The sequence below is a fragment of the Mesorhizobium sp. M1338 genome (genome assembly GCF_040318045.1).
Classification (GTDB): Bacteria; Pseudomonadota; Alphaproteobacteria; order Rhizobiales; family Rhizobiaceae; genus Mesorhizobium.
Map to the genome: position 1 here is coordinate 62,863 of NZ_JAMYLL010000017.1, position 20,807 is coordinate 83,669.

A 20,807-nucleotide genomic window follows, 5' to 3' on the forward strand; every position below is an offset into this window, starting at 1 on the left:
ACAAATTGAGGCATTGTCCTAGACAATATTCCTGTCCGGATCATGATAGATGCGGCGCGCCCGCTAGGACCGGAGGCTGGACAGAATCTCGCACGGATCAGCGTCAATGGCCGCAGTTATGTCGAGAAACTCGATGACGTCGAGACGCCGCTCTGCGCCCTCGTACTTGGCCACGAAGGATTGGGGACGACCGAGCTTGTCAGCCAGCTGCTCCTGGGTCAGGCCTTTGGCCTTGCGCAGCGAAACCAGCTGGGCCAAAAACCGCTGGTGGCGGGGCGATCGAAGGGATTTGGGCATGGAGGCGAACCGGTCGGGTAAAGACCGGATCAGCGACTAATCCCGGTTTCGGATTATCCCATTTTGGGATATACTGCGTGCGCTCACAGGCGAGGTTCGCAGGCATGAATGGACCAATGGGAACAGATGAGACTCGAAGCTCAACTTTGAGCGATGAAGTCCCCTGGTCGGAGAACCTCACGAGCTACGACAGGGAGCATTTCACGATCTACCTGCGGATCCTGGATGCCTGCGCCGACAATGCCAGCGAAAAGGAGATGGCCGAGCGCATTCTCGGCATCGACCCGTCCATTGACCCGGTCCGCGCCCGCAAAGCTCTTCGCAGCCATATCGACCGTGCGAACTGGATGGTGACGATCGGCTACAAGGAACTGTTCGCCGGCTGATGCACAACGCCCACTGCCACGTGTTTCGAGCAGGCAAGTCTCTGTAGCCAAATTCGGCAGCGCACGGCCGCGACAGCCGGCGCGGCGGGAGCGGTCACAACTGGTTCGCGTGCTGTTTGACTGCCATTTCCAGTGCTTGCATCAAAGGCACAGCCTTGGAGAAGAGGAAGCCCTGAGCGGTTCGGCAGCCAAGCTTGTGCAGGGTTTGCCGATCCGCCTCTGTTTCGACGCCCTCGGCCATGACCTCGATCCCGAGCATGTCACCGAGTTCGATGACCGATTTGACAAGCAGTCGGTCCTCTCGGGACTTGGCCAAGCCGCGAATGAAGCCCTGGTCTATTTTCACCTTGCGTATCCGACGGTCCTTGAGAGATGCCAAGGTAGAAAAGCCGGTGCCGAAGTCATCGAGCGCGATGGAAACACCGGCATGTGAAAGCCGTCCGAGCTTTTCATCCACTCTGTCCGGGTCCACCGGCGATTCTTCGGTAATCTCGATTTCGAACATCGTCGCAGGCAGGCCTCTTGCCGCCAGACCCTCCAGAACCATGTCGTCGATATCGCCGGCTTCCAGTTCGCGAGGGGAAACATTCATCGCCACACGAATGTCACGACAGTCAGCTTTCACCAAGCCGTCGATAAAAGCACAACAGTCGGCGAATACGGTTTGCGTCAGCAGCTGAAGCATTCCGGTTTCGCGTGCGGCCGTGATGATTTCGGGTGGAGAGATGGCACCATGCGTCGGATGGGACCATCTCAGCAAGGCTTCAAAACCGACCACGGTCTCGGTTTCGAGTTTCACGATCGGCTGGAACCAAGGTTGCAATCTTCCCGTCTTTATCGCCGAATGAAGATCCCGTTCGATCGACTGGCGACGTTGCAGTTCCCTGTCGAGTTCGGCATCGAAAAGGCAAAATTCGTTCCTGCCATGGCGCTTGGCCGTATACAGGGCGATATCCGCCCGCAACAACATTTCAGTCAGGCTCGGCGTCTGCGCCAAGTATATCCCTATCGATGCCCCGACCCGAACGGACGCGACCTCGATATAGGGGCGAGCAATTTTGGCTATGATATTGGAGGCGAGATCACTGGCAGAAAGCGAAGCTCTCGTTGAGGGAAAAACCAGCACGAATTCATCGCCGCCGATACGAGCGAGCGTTGAGCCTTCGGGTGCTTCCTGCTCTATGCGGCGGGCGATCATGACAAGCAGTTCATCACCGGTCCTGTGACCGTAGGTGTCGTTGACAGATTTGAAGCCGTCCAGATCAATCAGCATTGCCACGAAGGGGCCATCCGCGGTCTTGAACCGACCGATGGCGTGTTCAAGGCCCCGCCTGTTGAGAAGGGCGGTCAGATGGTCCTCCCTGGAGTTGCGCTCCATTTCCGACGCAAATCGCTCTGCCTCATGTCTCAGGCGGCTTGCTTCGCGGAAGCGCGCCTGCCCAACAAACGAAGCTCGGACCAAGCCGCCCATGAAGAGCAGAACGGTGAAAGCCAGAATGTAGCGTTCAAAATTGCCTTTCGCCAAAAGGCACGCCACCGTGATGAGGAGTGGAGGTGTGATGAAGCTGGTCGCCGCCGCGGCATACGAACTGCCATATGTAACCGCACCAGCTGAAATGCCCGCCAGTATGACCAGATGCATCGGTGCTTGTGGTGTTGTGTATCCAACAGTCAGCACGGCCGGGAAGGACCAGGCAAACCCTGCCAGAAGGGCAAGGACGCCAAACATGCGAAGGCGCGGCAAAACGCCAAGCAAATCCTGATGGCGCCCCGTTTCCTTTAGCTGAAAACGGGCGAGTGCAAGCCGGGCGGCATTTAGCGCATTGACGACCAGGAACCAGCTTGCAGCGGCAAACCCGCCGCCAGAAAGGGCCTGCACCGCGCAAATCAGGCCTGACAGGATCGCGCTTATCGGCATCGACACGAAGAGCCCGGCCCTCAGGTCAGCAAGCTGATCCTGACGGATTTTGGCCTCCAGCGATTCTTCTTCCTTTTGGGGTGCCATGAATGGACCAGCTTGCTTGCGTCGTTGTTCGCGAGGACCAAACCTATGCAAGCCCACTGAAGGACGGGTTAACTACCCAGCGAGGGTAACCAGTGCGCTCACCATGCTTCGGGTCACACCTTTGGCTTAGCATTGCCGAATCATCAAGGCTTCGCCCGCGCGCGTGCCTTGATCCGAATCATGCCATGATCGGCAACGTCACCAGGAGACAGCCTTGCCCCTCGACGACGCGCGCCAGCAAGACAAGGAAGCCTCGCCGAGACAGCGTTCCAGAGCGGCAGCGCTCTGTGCGATTCACCGCCTGAGCATGGCCGAAATGCCATGGCGGACAAAGGGAAGATGTTGGGCAAAGCGGAGCCCAGCATGTCTTGCAAGCCGTGCCGCCGAGTGCTCGCTTGAGTAGAGACCGACAAGCATGTTGGTGGCATGATAGAGCGGCCCCGCCGACAGCCGCAGCCGGCTTTCGTATCTGCCGAGCATGTCGGGATCGGCAATGTCGCGGCGGGCGCGACATGCTGTCAGTATTTTATGAGCGAGTTGCTTCTGGCCGCTGAGGCCGATGTTGAAGCCATGCGCGGTCACCGGGTGCATGCCGATGGCAGCATCGCCGATCAGTGCCGCACTCGGAGCCGAGAACTTGTGCGCCCAGGTCGTGACCAGCGGATAGGCATGGCGGGTGCTTGCCAGGGTCATCTGTCCGAGGCGTCCTCGACACCGGTTCATCAATTCCATGCGGAACAATTCGTCGTCGAGAGCAGACAGTCTGTCGGCCTCGCTTGAGCGCAAAGTCAGAAGCAGCGACGACACGCCTTCCATGAGCGGCAACATCGCTATGGTCTGATGGTGGTCGAACCATTCGACCGCGATCTGGTGATGGACGCGCTCGTGCCTCACTCGGCAAATCAGCATGGAGTGGCCAAGCGGATGGATGTTGGCGCCAATGCCGAGCAGGTCGCGCATCGCGGACAAACGCGAATCCGCTGCTACGAGCAGCCGAGCGGCCAATTGCCTGCCATCAGAAAGCGTTATGACCGCCTCGTCTTCGCTATTTGTTGCATTGACGACCGAGTTGCCGCACAGCAGCCGGGCATGATCCTGGAAGTGGACAATTTTGAACAGGGCATCGCGGATCCGACAATTTGGGACCAGAAATCCGAGTGGTTCCCCAGATCCGCTGGGAGCATCGAAGCTCAGGGCGAAAGGGCTGGATCCGTTGAGCACGCGCGCGCCATGAAGCGGTGATTTGTCCGATGCGGGGATGGCATCCCAGGCGCCGAGCTCGCGAAGGATTCTCACTGATGCGTGGGTCAGCGCGACCTCGCGACCGTCGAAAGCCGGATTCGCCAGGCTGTCGAGCGACTGCCGTTCAACCACTGCCACCTTGAGTCGGCTCCAGGCGAGCGATGCTGCGAAGGCAAGTCCGACCGGCCCAGCTCCGACGACAATGATGTCGAATGTGTCGACATAGCCGGCCATCAGCGTGCCGCCATAGCGGCTATCTTCGATACGAAGCGCTCTTGAAGCATCGCAATCACCCACGGTTTGTCGCTCATCTCCCCAACTCGATAGACATGCGTTCTCCGTTGGAAGCCTGGTCAATGAAACCATGCCGATGAAGAGATAACGCTGATCTGGATCAACCAGGCTCGACAAACCCGGCAGCGGCGGGTTCACGGTCGAGTGGTCGATTGCCGTGAAAACGTCTGCATGTCTGGGCATTCTGAATGGTCGGCTTCCCAATCGCGTGCCCCTCCTGGCCAAAGGCTCGGCAACGCATTGTGGCTGATCCGTTCTTCGCACGCGCGCCGATATCGTCATGACGCGGGCAATCGCCAGCAAAGATTCGGTCGACTGACGACCAGCATCCGCACAGTCGTTGGCGCCGCCAACCGGTTCAGCCTCGCGGCTCTTCCCGATCGATAAGGACCCGCTCGGCGGAGCCGGAGAGATCTTCGTATTGGCCGCTCTTCAAGATCCACAGGAAGCCCCGGTCCAAGCCCCACCAAAACAGGCAGCGGCCACCGCATTTCCGTCAGGACGGGCGTCTTGCTGCCGACAGCGTGCTCTCCGACCATAACGCGCTAGACGCCGAAGGAACTCGCCGACGGCCTCATGTCCAAGTGATGTGGGAAGGGAGCAGAACCAAAGGGACTCTGCTTGGCGTCCCCGCTTTTTTCGCAGCTATGAAACCATCACTGAGAACGGATCCGTACTGAGGAGGAGGCGGTCCTTGACTTGCCCGACGCGGCAACCTTCTCAGCCGCAACGATCGCTGCCTTCCGCTGACGCTCGTCGACAATCGCCCCCTTCAGTTCGACAAGGCCGTCGCTGACCCTCACATCGATCAAGTCACCACCGCTCCAGGTTTGTGGCTGCAGTTCGGCAAGGATAGCCTTGCGGATCAGTTCGTCATCGGGTGGCGTGGTTCCCTGTTTCGGCATGGCGGATCAGGACAAGCAGCAAATCAGTTCGCGTGATGATGCCGACGACCCTTTCCCGATCGACAATCGGGACATTGTTGATGCGGTGTTGCATCATGAGGTCGACAGGAGGCGCCGAGATGACGTGTGTGGTCATCACCTGATGGATGATCCGTCCATTCGAGCGCACACATAGTCATTGGCGGTTGTGCCCGGGCCAAGATCAAGCTCCAGCCAGCGCGGACGCACACGCTGGGTTCCGAGTTCCTCTCGGCGCAAGAAGTCGCTTTTGCTTACAATGCCAACCAAGGTGCCGTCGCTGGTCGTTACCGGCAGGCAGCTGACTTTGCTTGAAAGCATGACCGCTTCGGCGATCGTCGCGTTCGCATGCGTCGTGATGACTGGCTTTGTCATTAAGGATTCGGCTTGCATCCTCACCCTCCTGATCTTTCGTCGGACGACGATAGGACATCCCGACCCGCGGCGCGTTGATCTGAGTCACTTGGAACGAGTGGCATTCTCCGCGCCGTCGTCGCTGTCGATGAGAATGCGCTCCGCCGCGCCATCGAGATCCTCGTACTGGCCGCTTCTCAACGCCCAAAGGAAGCCGGACAGGCCGAGTGCGCCAAGGAATAGCGCTACGGGGATGAGGTAGACGAGCGTCGTCATGACGATTGAGCCAAGGCGCCGGCCCGCGCGGGCCTGTCTTGCCGCGCAAATACGGACGACGCACCCGTTGCGAAGCCTTGCAGACGCATGGCATTTCCAACCACGAGCAATGACGAGGCTGACATCGCGACCGCGGCGATAAGAGGCGTAACATCGCCCAGAATGGCGATCGGAACGGCAACAGCATTATAAACGATCGCAATTGTTATGTTCTGTCGGATCAGGCTTCCCGCCTTGCGCGAGACATCCAGCGCGAGAGGCACTGCCAGAAGGCTTTCGCGCAGGAATACGAAATCGGCCGCGTTGCGGCCAATGTCGGCGGCGGTGGCAGGAGCGATCGAGACATGCGCAGCGCTCAGCGCAGGCGTGTCGTTGAGACCGTCGCCAACCATCAGAACCCTGTGTCCGTCTTTCGCCGCCGTCTCAATGCGTTCGACCTTGCCGGACGGCAGCAGGCACGGAATAAAATTGTCGATACCCAGCATTTTTGCAACTTCGCCGCAGGCGCCCGCGGTATCGCCCGACAGCATTTCCACCGACACCCCAGCATGGGTCAATTGCCCGATCGCCGCCCTGACGTCGGCGCGCAGCGCGTCCTCAAAATCGAAGGTCGCGACAATGAACCCGTCTTTTGTCAACACCGTTCCGCCATAGCCATGTTTGCCTTCGCCGCCGGTCCGGGCCTTCCATCCAGCCCATCCGCGCCGGCCCAGCCGCCAGGTGCTACCGGTCGCTGTGGCTTCGATCCCGAAACCCGGGTGCTCGGTGACGCCATCGAATTTGTGCTGCCCGCCAAGGCGGGCAAAACCGGCTATGGCCTTTGAAAACGGGTGACGCGAGTGCGCAGCCATGTCTCCCGCGATTGCCAGCATGGCCGGATCAATCGAGTCCGCATTGACCAGCCGGGGCTGGCCGAGGGTGAGCGTTCCGGTCTTGTCGAACACCGCTCTATCAATCGTCGCCAGGCGCTCCATGGCCGAACCGTCCTTGACCATGATGCCGCTCTCGAACAGGCGCCGCGCCGCGACCACCTGAACGATCGGTACGGCGAGGCCGAGCGCGCACGGGCATGTGATGATCAGAACGGCAATGGCGATGGTTATCGCCCGGTGCCAGTCACCGGTCGCCGCCATCCAGCCAAGGAACGTCGCGAAGGCGGTCAAATGAACCACCGGGGCATAGAGCGCCGAAACACGATCGGCGATCCGGCGATAATGCGCGCGGCCGCCCTCTGCGGACTCCATCAGCCGAACCATTTCCGCCAGAAACGAATCTTTCGCGGCGGCGGTCGCCTCAATCGTCAGCGGGCCGGTTAGGTTGAGGACACCGGCCTGCACGGCTTCGCCTGCCGCTACGTTTCGAGGGGTGCCCTCGCCGGAAACCAACGAGCAGTCCAGATCCGAGGCCCCTTGAATGATCTTGCCGTCGACGGGGATTCTCTCGCCGGCAGCGATCAACAGCAGCATGCCAAGTTCGATCTCGCCAACCGGCAGATAGTCGCGTGCACCATCGCCGCGCAGCACCATGGCACCACGTGCGGCCAGCTGCGACAGGCCTTTCACGGCGGTCCGGGCACGTTCGCGCATGACATGATCCAACGTGCGGCCGATCAACAGGAAGAACAGCAGTGACACCGATGCATCGAAATAAGCGTGGTCGCCATGGGTGATCGTCTCGTAAAGGCTCATGGCGTAGGCAAGCGACACGCCGACCGCGATCGGCACGTCCATGTTCATGCGACCGTGACGCAAGGCATTCCAGGCCGAGCGGAAGAAGATGCCGCCGGCGAAGGCGAGCGCGGGGATGGCGATCAGTGCCGAGACCCAGTGGAACAGGTCGCGTGTCGCGCCTTCGGCACCGGACCAGACCGAGACCGAAAGCAGCATGATGTTGCCCGCCGCAAAGCCCGCAACCGCGACGGCACGGATCAACTCCGAAAGCGTCTTGTCCTTGTCGTCGATCTCCGGGTCGAACAGATGCGCCTGGTAGCCCAGCTGCCCTAACGCGGCGACGAATGGTGGAACGTCGTCGCCTCGCCAGCGGACCGATACCCGCTTCGTTGACAGGTTGACGCGAACGGCCTCGACGTGATCGAGTTTTCCCAACGCCGTCTCGATGGTCTGGATGCAGGCACCGCAGCGAACGGCCGGTATCGAAAGGTCGGTCTGACGAAGATCATCGCCAAGCGATCGGCTCGCCAGCCTGATTTCCTGGCTGGATGGCAGGACCGAGGTGGCGCTGACCAAATCCAGCGCCATTTCGGCGCCCGGCGCGCAGCAGCTCACTTCAGCGCTCCATGGGAAATCATGATCCTGCGGACGTCGCGATACGGTTTGTCCAGACCGGCGTCGGCGTCGACTTCGACAATCCAGACGCCGTCCTTCGGCATGTGCTGGGCTGCGAATTCCTGGCCCGAGGCGGGTGCGAGGGTGACCGACTTGTCCTCCTTCTCGTATGCGGGATGGCGAAACAGCGCCTTCACGCCATGCAAGGGAACCGGTTTGCCGGCGGCGTCGATGAGGCCGTAGCGGACTTCACCCGATGCGATGGTCAGCTTGCCGGTCCAGCCGAGGGCTGCCTGCGCCCGCCCTTCCTCGGCCTTCCTGTTGAACTGCTGGCTCGCCACATAGGTGTTTTCGACGACCAGGCCGGTCCAGCTCGTGTTGGCAAGCGTCGCCATGGTCAGATTGACCGCGATGACCACACCGAAAAAGGCCAGGATGATGGCCAACATGTGCCTGCCGGTGAATTCGCGGGTTTTTTGTGTTCTGGCGCTCATCTGGCAGTCTCCGGCGCGTTGAAGGTGGCGGTGTACTCGTTCGACTCGAAGCTGGCTCTGTCCTCGACGCGGAACTTGAAGGTCTGTGCCGGAGCGCGGATCTGGTCCGCCGGCTGGCGAACGAAGACCCTCAGCATTTTCAGGCGATCGGGTTCGACCGGGATGGCGAAGGAGCGGCCTGCGGGGATGTCGTCGCCGACGACGACCATGTCAGCGCCTTCAAGGCCCTGCATGGTTACGACGATCGTCCTCGGCTCGGGGATCATGTTGAGCAGCTTGACGGTGTAGCCGTTGCGGATCGAGCCGTCGGAGAGCGTCACGAATTGTGGATTGCGGTCGTGCAGGACATTGATTTCGAGCCGGTCGCGCGTCAGCAGCGAGTAGAGGAGGCCCAGGCCGATCAGCGACCACATAGCCATGTAGACATAGGTGCGTGGCCGAAAGATCTTGCGGATGTGGAAATGCGCCACTCTGTCCGAAAACAGGCCGTCATCCGTCCTGACCAGCGCCGGATTGACTGAGCTGGACCCGCCTGCAGTCGCCAGCATCATGTTGGCGTTGTAGTCGGAGAGCGTCGCATAGGCGATCAGCCCACGCTCCTTGCCGAGCTTGTCCATGACGCCGTCACAGGCGTCGATGCAGAGCGCGCAAGTGATGCATTCGAGCTGCTGGCCATCGCGAATGTCGATCCCCACCGGGCAGACCGCGACACAGGCATTGCAGTCGACGCAGTCGCCCACGAGCTGGCCTGCGGCCAGCACCTTCTTGGCATGACGCGTGCGCGGTTCGCCGCGCCAGTCATTGTAGGTGACGGTGAGCGAACTTTCATCGAGCATGGCTGCCTGGATGCGCGGCCATGGGCACATATAGGTGCAGACCTGCTCGCGCATCAGCCCGCCGAACGTGTAGGTCGTCGCCGTCAGCACGGCGACGGTGATGTAGGCGACGGGGGCTGCGGTGCCGGTGAAGAGTTCGCCGAGCAGCGCTGGCGCGTCGGCGAAATAAAAGATCCAGGCGCCGCCCGTCAGCGCGCCTATGATCAGCCAGATGGCGTGTTTCGATACCCGCAGCACGAGTTTGCGGGGGGTCCAGAGACCGGCATCAAGCTTGATACGAGCGTTGCGGTCGCCCTCTATCGCGCGCTCGACGACCAGGAACAGGTCGACCCATACGGTCTGCGGGCATGTGTAGCCACACCAGGCACGGCCGACAGTCGACGTGATCAGGAAAAGACCGACGCCGGCCATGACCAGAAGGCCGGCGACATAGTAGAATTCCTGCGGCCATATCTCGATGAAGAAGAAATAGAAACGCCGGTTGGCGACATCGAGCAGCACGGCCTGGTCCGGGCTAAACGAGCCCCGATCGCAGCGCAGCCACGGCGTCAGATAGTAGATGCCGAGCGTGACCGCCATCACCAGCCATTTGAACTGGCGAAAGCTGCCCGAGGCCCGCTTCGGGAAGATCTTCTTGCGCGCAGCGTACATTGGCTGACGCACCTTGGCGGAGTTGACCGGCGTGGGTTCGATCCTTTCTATTTGCGTGTTATCAAGCACGAGAAGCTCCAGTCACCAGCGACGATTTCGCCGGAAACCGACTCATCGGTTCTGGATGATGCCGAGGCCCGGCTTGCGCCGGGCCTCGTCGCTTGGCGGGAGGGGGAGGACGAGAATAGGCTTCTGCTCCTATTCTCCGCCGCCAAGCGAATGGATGTAGACCGCCAGTTCCTTGACCTTGGTCTCGCCGAGGCGCGCGCCCCAGGCCGGCATCACGCCCTGTTTCGGCGCGGTGACCTGGGCGGCGATGGCCGCTTCGCCTGACCCGTAGAGCCAGATGGCGTCGGTCAGATCTGGAGCGCCGAGTTCCTTGTTGCCTTTTGCATTGTCGCCGTGACAGGCCACGCAATTTTCGGCGAAGACCTTGGCGCCGGGCGCGACCAACGATTGATCGCCGACAGTGCCGGACAGGCTGGCAACGTAGGTGCTGACCTGTTTGATCTGATCGGCGGTGATGATGTCGCCAAAGGCCGGCATTTCCGACAGGCGCGTAGCCGGGTCGGAGGCGAAGCGGATGCCATGAGCGATCGTCTGCTGGATCTGGTCCACCTCGCCGCCCCACAGCCAGTCGTCGTCATTTAGGTTCGGAAAGCCCTTGGACCCCTGGGCGCCGGAACCGTGGCACTGCACGCAATTGACCTTGAACGCGGCGGCGCCGGCAGCGACGGCGAATTCGCGCAGCGTGTCATCCGCAGCAATCTCCGAAACACTTTTCGACTCTATTGCGGCGACATATTTGCCCTTTGCCGCTTCGGCCGCGGACAACTCGTTCTTGACTTCGTTGCGGCTGGAATAGCCAAGTACGCCCTTTGTCGCGGAGTGCAACAGCGGCCATGCCGGGTAGGCAATTGTGTAACCGATCGCCCAGACTATGGTCATGTAGAAGGTGATGACCCACCAGCGCGGGAGCGGGTTGTTGAGCTCGCGAATGCCGTCCCACTCATGACCGGTCGTCGAGATGCCGGAAACCTCGTCAATGTGATCGCTGCTCATGATCAGTCCTCCTTCAGAGGAATTTGAGCTGCTTCGCCGGCTTGCCTGCGGCTGCCGGGGCGAAGTGCAAAGGCAACGGATCCGATGAAGAAAAGAGCGATGGCAAGCAGGCCCCAGCTGTCAGCAAACTCCCGCATGAAATTGTACGTCATCGCAATTGTCCTCAGCGGTAGCCGGCGGTCTCATCGTAGTTCTTGAAATCGACAAGCGTGCCGAGCATCTGGAGATAAGAAACCAGGGCGTCCATTTCGGTGACTTGCTGCGGATCACCGTCGAAATCGCCGATCCTGGCCTTGGGGTAGCGGGCCTCGAGGCCGGACGTGTCGGCATTGGGATCAGCCTGCGCCATCAAATCAGCATTGGCGTTAGCGACCATGTCGTCGGAGTAGGGAACGCCGACGCGCCTGTTGGCAACCAGATGCGTCGAGAAATCCTTCACCGCGATCGGCGTATCCTTCAGAAAGCCATAGCTCGGCATGATGGATTCCGGCACCACGGAACGAGGGTCCGTGAGGTGCTCGACATGCCAAAGATTTGAGTAGCGATCGCCAACCCGAGCGAGGTCCGGTCCGGTGCGCTTCGATCCCCACTGGAAGGGATGATCATACATCGACTCGGCCGCCAGGCTGTAATGCCCATAGCGCTCGACCTCGTCACGGAACGGGCGGATCATCTGGCTATGGCAGAGATAGCATCCCTCACGCACATAGATGTTGCGCCCGACGAGTTCGAGCGGCGAGTAGGGCCGCATGCCTTCGACCTTCTCGATCGTGTTGTCGAGATAGAAGAGCGGCGCGATCTCGACGATGCCGCCGATTGTCACGACCAGCAGCGACCCGAGGAGAAGAAGTGTAGCGTTCTTCTCGATGACCGCGTGTCTGTTCATCAACCTCATTTTCTGTCTCATCATCGCGCAAGCTGGAGGGCGGGAACGGAGCCGGGCATCGGATCCTCCTCGCGCCGGTAGCCAAGGATGGTCATGGCGATGTTCCACGCCATGATCAGGGCGCCGGAAAGGTACATGGCTCCGCCGATGGCGCGCATGATGTAGTAGGGGTGCATGGCGGCCACGGTTTCCGCGAAGGAGTAGACCAGGAAGCCCTGCTCGTCGTATTCGCGCCACATCAGGCCCTGCATGATGCCGGACACCCACATGACCGACGCGTAGACAACGATGCCAAGCGTCGCCAGCCAGAAGTGCCAGGTAACGAGGCGCAGCGAGTAGAGCCGTTCACGGTTCCACAGCTTCGGCACCATGTAATAAAGCGCGCCGAACGAGATCATGCCGACCCAGCCGAGTGCGCCCGAATGGACGTGTCCGATGGTCCAGTCGGTATAGTGCGACAGCGAGTTGACCGTCTTGATCGACATCATCGGGCCCTCGAAGGTGGACATGCCGTAGAAGGCGATGGCCATCACCATCATGCGGATGATCGGATCGGTGCGGAGCTTGTCCCAGGCGCCCGACAGCGTCATCAGGCCATTGATCATGCCGCCCCATGACGGCATCCACAGCATGATCGAGAACACCATGCCGAGCGTCTGCGCCCAATCGGGCAAGGCGGTGTAGTGCAAATGATGGGGTCCAGCCCAGATGTAGAGAAAGATGATTGCCCAGAAATGGACGATCGACAGCCGGTAGGAATAGACCGGCCGGTTCGCCTGCTTGGGCACGAAATAATACATCATGCCGAGAAAGCCGGCGGTCAGGAAGAAGCCGACGGCGTTGTGGCCATACCACCATTGCGTCAGAGCGTCCTGGACCCCGGAGAAAGCCGAATAGCTCTTCGAGCCCAGGAAGGAGGCGGGCATGGAGAGGTTGTTGACCACATGCAGCATCGCGATGGTGACGATGAAGGACAGGTAGAACCAGTTAGCGACGTAGATGTGGGGTTCCTTGCGCTTCAGGATCGTGCCGAGGAACAGGATGAGATAGGCGACCCAGACAATGGTCAGCCAGATGTCCACATACCATTCGGGCTCGGCGTATTCGCGGCTCTCGGTGATGCCGAGCAGGTAGCCAGTCGCTGCCATGACGATGAAGAGCTGGTAGCCCCAGAACACGAACCAGCCGAGATCGCCGCCGAACAGCCGGGCGCGGCAGGTGCGTTGCACGACATAGAGAGACGTGCAAAGCAGCGCGTTGCCGCCGAAGGCGAAGACGACTCCCGACGTATGCAGTGGCCGCAAACGGCCAAAGTTGAACCAGGGCTGGATGTTGAGATCGGGATAGGCAAGCTGCAGCGCGATGACCACGCCGACAAGCATGCCGATGACACCCCAGAACATGGTGGCGATGGCGCCATAGCGGATTGGCCCGTCCATGTAAGCGGACGGGTCGATCGGCGCGGCAGGCTTGAACTCAGTGTTGCGCAACAGGATCGCAGTGAAGCCAGCCAAGGCGAAGAACAAGACCCACATATGCTGGCGAAAGGGTTCATCCACCCCAGCGCCAGCGGCCACCAAAGCCGCGAATGCGAACAGGCTTAGAAGCACGATTTCTTTGCCGAATTTCATCGCAAGCCCCGATTTCCAATTCCGGCGGATGCCAAACCGCGGTGCCTTATTGCGCAGCCGTCGCCTGCTCGCCCTGATCCATGTCAGAGCCGCACCATTTTGCTTCGAGCAGCATCGAGTTCGGTGCGATCAGACTGTGTCGAATGTGGAAGTGCAGCACCGGCCGCCGGTTTATGGACAGGCCCGGCGTCCCCAGTCGGGGCCCGGGTAGGAGGCGACCGCGGGCGTGTGAGCGCACCTTCTGTTACGCTGGTAAGCAGGCCGATGCCTTACCGAACGTCGATCGTTTCAATGCCTTGGAACAGCCAGCGCCAGCGTTGCGCTGCCTTCGCGACATTTATAGTTTGGGGAGACGGCGATTTTCGCCTGCGTATGAGGCATATTGACTTCGGCCAAGTGTGGATGCTTCGCCGACGAGCCGAAACGCAACTGGCGTATACGATCGGAATTAGAACGGGCTGTCGCTACGCGATGTCTTCTGAGCCCAACGCGAGCATGCCCTGCCCCGAATGAAGTAAGTGGCGTGGGCCATGCAGCTCCGTGTCATTCAAACGGCTATTGCGCCTCGGCCGCCGCAGCGCCGTTCCAGCCGGCTCATGCTGTCCACGGTGACGCGGCGGTTGTTCTCGATCCGAATCACGCCGTCCATTCTCAGGCTGGTCAGCTGACGGCTCACGGTCTCGTTTGTGATGCCAAGGAAATCAGATATGTCGGCACGCGTCATCGGCAGCTCGAAGCATGCCGACCTAGCCGCCGGGTCAACATTGGAGTCGATGTTCCGGGCAATCATGAGGAGAAAGCTCGCCACCTTCTCTGGTGCGGTCTTGCGCCCCAGAGTCACCATCCATTCGCGGGCCTCGTCAAGTTCGTTCAGCGCCTGCTTGAGCAGGCGATGCACAAATTCGGGTGACTGCTTCATCATCCGTTCGATGGCCGCTCTCGGAAACGAGCACAGCGAGACAGCTGTTGCCGCTTCCGCATTGATCGCACTTTTCATCTTGAAGGGCCGTCCCAGAAAATCCGGCGCGAACTGGAGACCGACGATCTGCTGGCGGCCGTCCGAAAGGCTCTTCGTGAGCTTCACCACGCCTGAAAGCACGTTTGAATAACAGTCCACCGCCTCGGCGTCGCCGATCAGTTCGACCCCCGGCTCGATATTGTGCCGCGACGACGTTTTGGCGAGCTGAGCCAAATCGTCTGGCTCGAGCGCGCCACAGACACCGCGGCGCCGTGCCTCGCAAGGCAGGCAAAGAACGGGAATGCCGGAACTGTGAATATCCTGCCGTAATGTCATTCGATCGCTCTACCGGTCCAGTGCGGGCAGGATAGCAATCCACGGTAGAAAAATCCTTGCGGCAGTTTGTCCGTGCTGAAGGTTGATCGAAATCAGGGCTTAGGCTCATCCAAGCATCCACAGTTCGGGCGACGCAAACACGGTGGACCACGACATGCGACAAAAGCTAGCTGCCAGATTTGGCGAGAACGTCCCGCGCTATACCAGTTATCCGACTGCGCCCCATTTCCATGCGGGCGTCGATGCCGTCGTTTACCGAGGCTGGTTGGAGGCGCTCGAAGGTGGTGACGAGATATCGCTTTACCTGCATATTCCCTATTGCGACAGGCTCTGCTGGTTCTGCGCGTGCCATACCAAACAGACCCGCCACTACGAGCCGGTGGCCGCTTATCTGCGCTCGCTGTATGCGGAGATCGCCACGGTTGGCGGCCTTGTTACCGGCAAGGGCCGAGTTCGCGCGGTTCATTTCGGCGGCGGTTCCCCGACGATGCTGGAACCTGAGGATATTGTGGCGCTGGGAAGCGTCCTGCGCAACAGCTTCGCCTTTCTTCCCGGCGCCAAGATCAGCGTTGAAATCGAACCCAATGATATGGACGATGCCCGCCTCGATGCGCTTGCCGAAATCGGCACGACCCGTGCGAGCCTCGGCGTCCAGGACTTCGATCCGAAGGTTCAGAAGGCAATCAACCGCGAGCAGAGCTTTTTGCAGACCAAAGCGGTAGTCGACGGTGTTCGTTCGCGCGGCGTCGAATCGGTCAATCTAGACCTGCTCTACGGCTTGCCGCACCAGACGAGGGAGAGCGTCTCCTCCACCGTCGCGCAGGCGCTGACCTTGGAACCCGACAGGATAGTGCTTTTTGGCTACGCCCATGTGCCGTGGTTCAAGAAACATCAGACCATGATAGACGAGGCATGGCTGCCCGGTCCCGCGGAGAGATTTGCTCAATTGCAACTGGCGGCGCGGGCGATCGTGGACCAGGGGTACGAAGCAATCGGCCTCGACCATTTCGCCAAACCCGGCGATGCCCTGGCCCTTGCCGCCCGCGCCGGAACACTGCACCGGAACTTTCAGGGTTACACCGACGATTGCTGCGAAACCTTGATTGGGCTAGGCCCATCGTCCATCAGCCAGTTTCGGCAGGGCTATGCGCAGAACATGCCTTCGACCAGCGAATATCGATGCACGGTTGATGACGGCGGGCTGGCCGCTGTTCGGGGTATCGCACTTTCCAACGACGACCGCGTTCGCGGCTGGATCATCGAACGTTTGATGTGCGACTTCGCCTTCTCGGCCATCGATCTGGTGGAACGCTTCGGCGAGGCCGGCCAGAGGCTCCTCCTTCAGTCAAGTTCCATGGCCCTCCACGATCCGGTTCGATTGCTTGAACTTGATGGCGACAGATTCGTTGTGCCGGCTGAAAGTCGCCCTTTCGTCCGAAGCATCGCGGCCAGGTTCGACAAATATTTCGAAACTGGAACGGCCAGGCACTCGGCGGCAGTCTGAGCACCGCAGAGGAACGGTCATGGCTCTCACTCGATCGTGAACCGATTGCGATCGTTTTCCACTGTTGACCGGCGACCGTCGGCCGAGACGGTTCGAAGCGGACCAGACGCGTCTTGGCATGGCGACGATGTCGCCCGCTCATGCCCTGCCTGTGAGATCATGGTTGTCGGCGACAGCTCCCTTCGACCTTGCAAGGAGAATGCAAGGTGCCGTGCAAGCGGCTGACAACACTTGGGCCGGTGGCAGAAGTCCGCAAGCACCCCGGCAGCGCGGTCAACGTTGAACCACCCGTTCACCCGAATATGCCGGTGCAGTTCCGGTGGAAAGGGCTTGGCCTAGACGGCTCTCTTGTTACCCCAGAGCATAACGTGCAGCTGCGGTAGCACGCGGGCTTCGAACCATTTGTCGCGGGTCACGCTGTCAACCAGCCACTCCATGCGCTTCAATATTCCGTCAAGGTCGACGGGCGCGTCATCATTTGCCGGGTGTGGCGGCGTGTGATTGCCGGGTTGCAGATAGATCGGAAGTTGCGGAAATTGCGCAGCGGCGTCTTTCGCGTAGGCGTAGTCCCTTTCGTCGAAAACAATGAGCTTGAGCACGATTTGGGGCTTGCCTTGTGCCGCCTGGAGGCACGCCTCGACAGCGGCCCAATCTGTCGTCATTTGGCTTGACGGCGGCTTTGGGCTGAGGATCAGCACGTCAAGGTGCGCAAACCAGTCCCTGGCAAGCGAACCTTGGGTTTCCAGCGCAAAACGGTAACCGTCACCATGGCCTCGGTCGATGAGCGCGCCGAGCGGCTGGATGGCCGGATTGCCGCCTGACAGTGACACCATAAGCGGGCGGCCACCGGAAAGCGCAAGCACATTTTTCCACACCGCGCCGACGGACATCATCTCCCATTCATGGCGGAATTGATTGTCCACAGCATGCAGGCTGTCGCACCAGGAACAGCGAAAGTCACACCCGCCGGTTCTGACGAAGATCGTCGGCAAACCTATGAGCACGCCCTCGCCCTGGATCGTCGGCCCGAAAATCTCGCTAACGCGGATTGCGGGATGCGTATTGGTCATGGCCGGTATTCCGCCCAGGTTTTCGGCGTTTCGCTCACCCGCACGGCCGCGGTTTCGCTCAGGCGTGCCTTGCACCAGTCGTAGAAATGTCTGGCCAGATATTCCGCCGTGACTTGCTCGTGTCCCAGCACGTCGTTGAGATGTCGGTGGTCGAAGCTCTCGTCGATGTAGCGTTTGAATGGCGCCAAATCGTGGTAGTCGCGCACGAAGCCGTGATCGTCCAGTCCATCCGCTGAAAGCTCCACTTCGACGATGTAGTTATGTCCGTGCAGGCGCGCGCATTGGTGATCGGGTGGCAATGAGGTGAGCTGATGCGAGGCTGAGAAGTGGAATTCCTTGGTGATGCGGAACATTACGCGGTGGTCCTTCGCAGCGCTCCGAGCCAGAAGTCGGAGTCCTCGTACTCGGTTGGGTCCGGGTGCCCAGCGATGTGGAACGCCTCACGCCGCTCGACGCAGGTCCCGCACCTCCCGCAATGACGCTCGGCGCCCTTGTAACAGGACCAGGTCTGCGCAAAGGGCGTGCCGTATGTGGCTCCATCCCTAACAATGTCCGCCTTCGTCAGGTTCACATAGGGTGCATAAAGGCGAATCTGCGCGTAGCCGTCGAGCGCGTGGTCCTGCATCATCTGGAAAGCATCGATGAAGGCCGGACGGCAATCGGGATAGACAATATGATCCCCACCATGCACGGCCGTCGCCACCGCGTCAGCGTCTTGCGCTGCGGCGAGGCCGAAGGCAATGGCCAACATGATGGCGTTCCGGTTGGGCACCACCGTTACCTTCATCATATCTTCGGCATAGTGCCCATCGGGCACGTCCACATTGTCGGTCAGCGCGGAGCCGGAAAGGCCGCCGCCGATCTCGTGGATATCAATGATTCGCTGCGGGACGCCCAGGCGCTCCGCGCAAAGGGTGGCGAAGCCCAATTCCTTCCTATGCCGTTGGCCGTAATCGAACGATAGCAGGCCGGTAAGCTGGTGCTCCGCTGCCACCTTGTGAGCAAGAGTAACGGAATCCAATCCGCCGGAGCAGACGACGAGAGTCTTCATCGTTGGGTCCTTGTTTTAACCGGGTAGGCTGCGACCGGAGATTTCTCTGCGCTCCAGTACTTCAGGAAAACCATTTTGTGAAGTGAACGGAGACCAGTTTCGTGCGCTTGCGTGCGGTGCGCAAAACGCCCTCGCGGTGAGCTGGAAGGACACGGACTGGTGAGACGTCACGCTTCAGCGGAATGCTCAAGCGAACGCTGCTCGCGGACAAAGTTCTCGACGAGCAGAGCCTGGCGGTTCCGAGCGCCGAGGGACGCCACTGCAACGGTTGCAGGGTACAAGGAGCCCGGATGGCTTGCCGCAAAGATGACCGGCAAACCCTGAATAACCGGTGATGAGCCGACATCTGTGAACAAGCGGTGTGGTCGATTGCAATCACCCATGTCTTGCGCACAGGTACCTTATGTCAGTGGATGAACTGAACTTGATGGTTTTACAGATGGCAGTCGAAAGCGTCCGCTCGCTCTCGTTGAGCTTCGCTGAAAAAGCCGCCGAGATAGCCACCAGGAGCCGCGGCATCCTGCTTTTCGACGTGCGGATCGACGGTGACGCGCAGGTCCAGCGGGTCGCAGCCATCCGATATCACGGCGGCCAATTCGGCGTGCTGGCGTTGGATGTACACGGCCTAGTTACCCACTATTGCATCGTTAACGGTATGTTCTCACATTACATTGCGTCCTTGGAGAGCTGGCACAGGATGCCCCTGTCGATGCAGGCCAAGATGGATGCCAACGGCAATACCCGTCTCTTCGTAGCCGCGTTGCGGGATGCCGGACATATGCTGGGCACCTAGCATTGGGCGAGAATGCATCTGTGAATTTTGCATGTGCGTCACTGCGATGGCGCCGGCATGATCGTCATGCTCCAAAACGGCTGCGGCCCCCGCGAAGCGGTCGCCGCGATGATGGTGATCAACGGCGTTGCATCGATGCGAGCGTAGACAGAGGTCTCCTCCTGGCATCGAGCGCATGCAAGGAGCTACGCAAGCGCAGCTGCATCAAGTATTTTGAAGGGACGACCTCATGCATGGAGCTTGCGCTGCATACGGGCGGCGCGAGCCGCGTTGCCATCCAGCAGAGAGGGTGCTTGCGGTACTCTCAATGACCCGAGATCGCAAATGGACGTGGGTAAGCACCAGAACTGCAACACCCATGGTGGTCCGCTGGACTCGCTGGAGGAAGCACAAGGTGTCGGCGGGCAGAGCGCAGCGAGTGCCTACCTCGATCTTTCTAGAAGCGCGCCGGCAGCCTGGGCGGGGGGCTTGGGGTTAGACTGCCGGCGCACGCCACTCACGAAGAGCGGCCCCTTTTCGTGGTTCGAACACCCATAGTCAACCCGGAAACGTCAGGATGCCCGCCATGTTATTTTCAGAGCGGCGCGATGCCGGCCAGTTGGCCGATTCAGCCTAGGAGTAGCCACTCTCGTAGGCCGAGTTGATGCTCAAGCGCCAGCATCGCCTCGCCGAACTACCAAGAGTTCGCCGTTACAATCCTTCGTCGCGAGCCGATGCCCTCGTGCACGTTTCGTAGCACTCCGGGCGGCTATATCGCGTTGTTGTTCGCGAGCCCATGTGAAGGGTTCCTGCATCGGAAAGTTGACGAGATTCTCTTGGCGGTACTGCGCCAGAGGCATCCCAACGGAATCAGCGTCTACAATCAGCCGCAAGCTTCACATCACAAGAGCGGTAGTCCACCCATTGCGGATCATCCGACTGATCAGGCGGCGTCCGAAATGTGCGACTCTGCCTCAAGGATTCCCACAGGTATGGAAAGCGATCTCGCTATCCGATCCCGATATCCCTTGTTGTACCTCAGACCTCGCTCGATGTTTTGAATTTCCTCAGCGGCAAGCCCGCTCGCGACCGTCAGGTCCTCGATCGAATACCCAAGGTGCTCACGATAAGCGCGGACGATGTGGGTCCCCTGCGACATAGCCGTCAAGACTGGTTCGGGAATGCGCGAATCGTTCATAAACATCTCCAAGAACATGGGAGCTCCCTCGGGAGATACCCCCCGGCGGCGCAGACCAAGCAAATCAAAAAATGGACGTCCATTCAGCCGGACCGGCCTCATCCATGGAATGGGCCGCCTGAATTAGGAGCTGGGTCGGAATATGGCGGCTCACCTCCTTCTAATCAAGAAAGCCAACGGCGAGAATTATTCGCGAAGGATCGCAGGTCGGATGCGCTACAGCCGATCAGGCCATCTCAGGAGGGGGCCCTGGAACTCTGAACACCAACTCGAACTCCCGGTACGGACACTGCTTC

Annotated in this window: 23 protein-coding genes; 3 read left to right on the forward strand and 20 right to left on the reverse strand. The window is 60.2% G+C overall.

What is annotated here, in order from left to right; translation table 11 throughout:
* Positions 1–63: 63 nt before the first annotated feature.
* Positions 64–297 carry a helix-turn-helix domain-containing protein gene (locus tag NKH19_RS17255; protein WP_023735803.1) on the reverse strand — a complete coding sequence of 78 codons (234 nt, stop codon included), beginning with the start codon at positions 295–297 and terminating at the stop codon, positions 64–66.
* Positions 298–443: 146 nt separating this feature from the next.
* Here NKH19_RS17255 and NKH19_RS17260 point away from each other — a divergent pair, with 146 nt between their 5' ends.
* Complete coding sequence (locus tag NKH19_RS17260) at positions 444–683, forward strand: DNA -binding domain-containing protein (protein WP_502910959.1); 240 nt, start codon at positions 444–446, stop codon at positions 681–683.
* Between the two features lie 94 nt (positions 684–777).
* On the opposite strand, the gene NKH19_RS17265 is transcribed toward NKH19_RS17260, so the two are convergent.
* The 15 genes from NKH19_RS17265 to NKH19_RS17335 all read right to left on the reverse strand — a co-directional run bounded on the left by NKH19_RS17265 (position 778) and on the right by NKH19_RS17335 (position 14,916).
* Positions 778–2,688: a putative bifunctional diguanylate cyclase/phosphodiesterase gene (locus NKH19_RS17265; RefSeq protein ID WP_352982455.1), complete on the reverse strand. Its 1,911-nt coding sequence runs from the start codon at positions 2,686–2,688 to the stop codon at positions 778–780.
* 294 nt (positions 2,689–2,982) lie between these two features.
* Positions 2,983–4,164, reverse strand: a complete 1,182-nt coding sequence (ubiM, locus tag NKH19_RS17270) for a 5-demethoxyubiquinol-8 5-hydroxylase UbiM (RefSeq protein ID WP_352982479.1) — start codon at positions 4,162–4,164, stop codon at positions 2,983–2,985.
* 418 nt (positions 4,165–4,582) lie between these two features.
* A complete protein-coding gene (gene ccoS, locus NKH19_RS17275) occupies positions 4,583–4,699 on the reverse strand; it encodes a cbb3-type cytochrome oxidase assembly protein CcoS (protein ID WP_156937847.1) in 117 nt (38 codons plus the stop codon).
* A gap of 181 nt (positions 4,700–4,880) precedes the next feature.
* Positions 4,881–5,129 carry a BON domain-containing protein gene (locus NKH19_RS17280; RefSeq protein WP_023776427.1) on the reverse strand — a complete coding sequence of 83 codons (249 nt, stop codon included), beginning with the start codon at positions 5,127–5,129 and terminating at the stop codon, positions 4,881–4,883.
* Positions 5,098–5,265, reverse strand: a complete 168-nt coding sequence (locus NKH19_RS17285) for a CBS domain-containing protein (RefSeq protein ID WP_352982481.1) — start codon at positions 5,263–5,265, stop codon at positions 5,098–5,100. Before NKH19_RS17285 ends, NKH19_RS17280 begins: the two co-directional genes overlap by 32 nt.
* Positions 5,265–5,540 (reverse strand): CBS domain-containing protein, encoded by a 276-nt coding sequence (locus tag NKH19_RS17290; protein WP_245272648.1) that lies wholly within the window; start codon positions 5,538–5,540, stop codon positions 5,265–5,267. Before NKH19_RS17290 ends, NKH19_RS17285 begins: the two co-directional genes overlap by 1 nt.
* A gap of 66 nt (positions 5,541–5,606) precedes the next feature.
* On the reverse strand, positions 5,607–5,777 hold the full coding sequence (gene ccoS, locus NKH19_RS17295; RefSeq protein WP_023762793.1) for a cbb3-type cytochrome oxidase assembly protein CcoS: 171 nt from the start codon (positions 5,775–5,777) through the stop codon (positions 5,607–5,609).
* Complete coding sequence (locus NKH19_RS17300; protein WP_352982458.1) at positions 5,774–8,062, reverse strand: cation-translocating P-type ATPase; 2,289 nt, start codon at positions 8,060–8,062, stop codon at positions 5,774–5,776. The genes ccoS (NKH19_RS17295) and NKH19_RS17300 overlap by 4 nt, the downstream gene beginning before the upstream one ends.
* Positions 8,059–8,556, reverse strand: coding sequence for a FixH family protein (locus tag NKH19_RS17305; protein ID WP_352982460.1), 498 nt, complete (start codon positions 8,554–8,556; stop codon positions 8,059–8,061). The genes NKH19_RS17300 and NKH19_RS17305 overlap by 4 nt, the downstream gene beginning before the upstream one ends.
* On the reverse strand, positions 8,553–10,112 hold the full coding sequence (gene ccoG / locus NKH19_RS17310) for a cytochrome c oxidase accessory protein CcoG (protein WP_352441138.1): 1,560 nt from the start codon (positions 10,110–10,112) through the stop codon (positions 8,553–8,555). Before ccoG ends, NKH19_RS17305 begins: the two co-directional genes overlap by 4 nt.
* 129 nt (positions 10,113–10,241) lie before the next feature.
* Positions 10,242–11,105: a cytochrome-c oxidase, cbb3-type subunit III gene (gene ccoP / locus NKH19_RS17315; protein ID WP_023809313.1), complete on the reverse strand. Its 864-nt coding sequence runs from the start codon at positions 11,103–11,105 to the stop codon at positions 10,242–10,244.
* Between the two features lie 2 nt (positions 11,106–11,107).
* Entirely contained in the window at positions 11,108–11,257 is a 150-nt protein-coding gene (locus tag NKH19_RS17320) for a CcoQ/FixQ family Cbb3-type cytochrome c oxidase assembly chaperone (RefSeq protein WP_023735812.1), read from the reverse strand.
* An 11-nt stretch (positions 11,258–11,268) separates the two neighbouring features.
* Entirely contained in the window at positions 11,269–12,000 is a 732-nt protein-coding gene (gene ccoO / locus NKH19_RS17325; RefSeq protein ID WP_023735813.1) for a cytochrome-c oxidase, cbb3-type subunit II, read from the reverse strand.
* Positions 12,001–12,011: 11 nt separating this feature from the next.
* Complete coding sequence (gene ccoN, locus NKH19_RS17330; RefSeq protein ID WP_352441140.1) at positions 12,012–13,622, reverse strand: cytochrome-c oxidase, cbb3-type subunit I; 1,611 nt, start codon at positions 13,620–13,622, stop codon at positions 12,012–12,014.
* Between the two features lie 547 nt (positions 13,623–14,169).
* Positions 14,170–14,916 (reverse strand): Crp/Fnr family transcriptional regulator, encoded by a 747-nt coding sequence (locus NKH19_RS17335; protein ID WP_023766606.1) that lies wholly within the window; start codon positions 14,914–14,916, stop codon positions 14,170–14,172.
* Positions 14,917–15,070: 154 nt separating this feature from the next.
* Between NKH19_RS17335 and hemN the strand changes: the two genes are divergently transcribed.
* Positions 15,071–16,420, forward strand: a complete 1,350-nt coding sequence (hemN, locus tag NKH19_RS17340) for an oxygen-independent coproporphyrinogen III oxidase (protein ID WP_352441141.1) — start codon at positions 15,071–15,073, stop codon at positions 16,418–16,420.
* 335 nt (positions 16,421–16,755) lie between these two features.
* Here the strand turns inward: hemN and queE are convergent, their stop codons facing one another.
* From queE to queC, 3 genes are read right to left on the reverse strand one after another with little or no spacing between them, the layout of a single operon-like run.
* Complete coding sequence (queE, locus tag NKH19_RS17345; protein ID WP_023735817.1) at positions 16,756–17,490, reverse strand: 7-carboxy-7-deazaguanine synthase QueE; 735 nt, start codon at positions 17,488–17,490, stop codon at positions 16,756–16,758.
* Complete coding sequence (gene queD, locus NKH19_RS17350; protein WP_023673552.1) at positions 17,487–17,843, reverse strand: 6-carboxytetrahydropterin synthase QueD; 357 nt, start codon at positions 17,841–17,843, stop codon at positions 17,487–17,489. Before queD ends, queE begins: the two co-directional genes overlap by 4 nt.
* Positions 17,843–18,541: a 7-cyano-7-deazaguanine synthase QueC gene (queC, locus tag NKH19_RS17355; RefSeq protein WP_352441142.1), complete on the reverse strand. Its 699-nt coding sequence runs from the start codon at positions 18,539–18,541 to the stop codon at positions 17,843–17,845. Before queC ends, queD begins: the two co-directional genes overlap by 1 nt.
* Before the next feature lie 403 nt (positions 18,542–18,944).
* On the opposite strand from queC, the gene NKH19_RS17360 reads away from it, so the two are divergent.
* The gene (locus NKH19_RS17360; protein ID WP_352982463.1) at positions 18,945–19,334 is read left to right on the forward strand and encodes a hypothetical protein; all 390 of its coding nucleotides are present in this window, start codon (positions 18,945–18,947) and stop codon (positions 19,332–19,334) included.
* Between the two features lie 922 nt (positions 19,335–20,256).
* Here the strand turns inward: NKH19_RS17360 and NKH19_RS17365 are convergent.
* A complete protein-coding gene (locus NKH19_RS17365) occupies positions 20,257–20,511 on the reverse strand; it encodes a helix-turn-helix domain-containing protein (RefSeq protein ID WP_023735822.1) in 255 nt (84 codons plus the stop codon).
* Between the last annotated feature and the right edge of the window lie 296 nt (positions 20,512–20,807).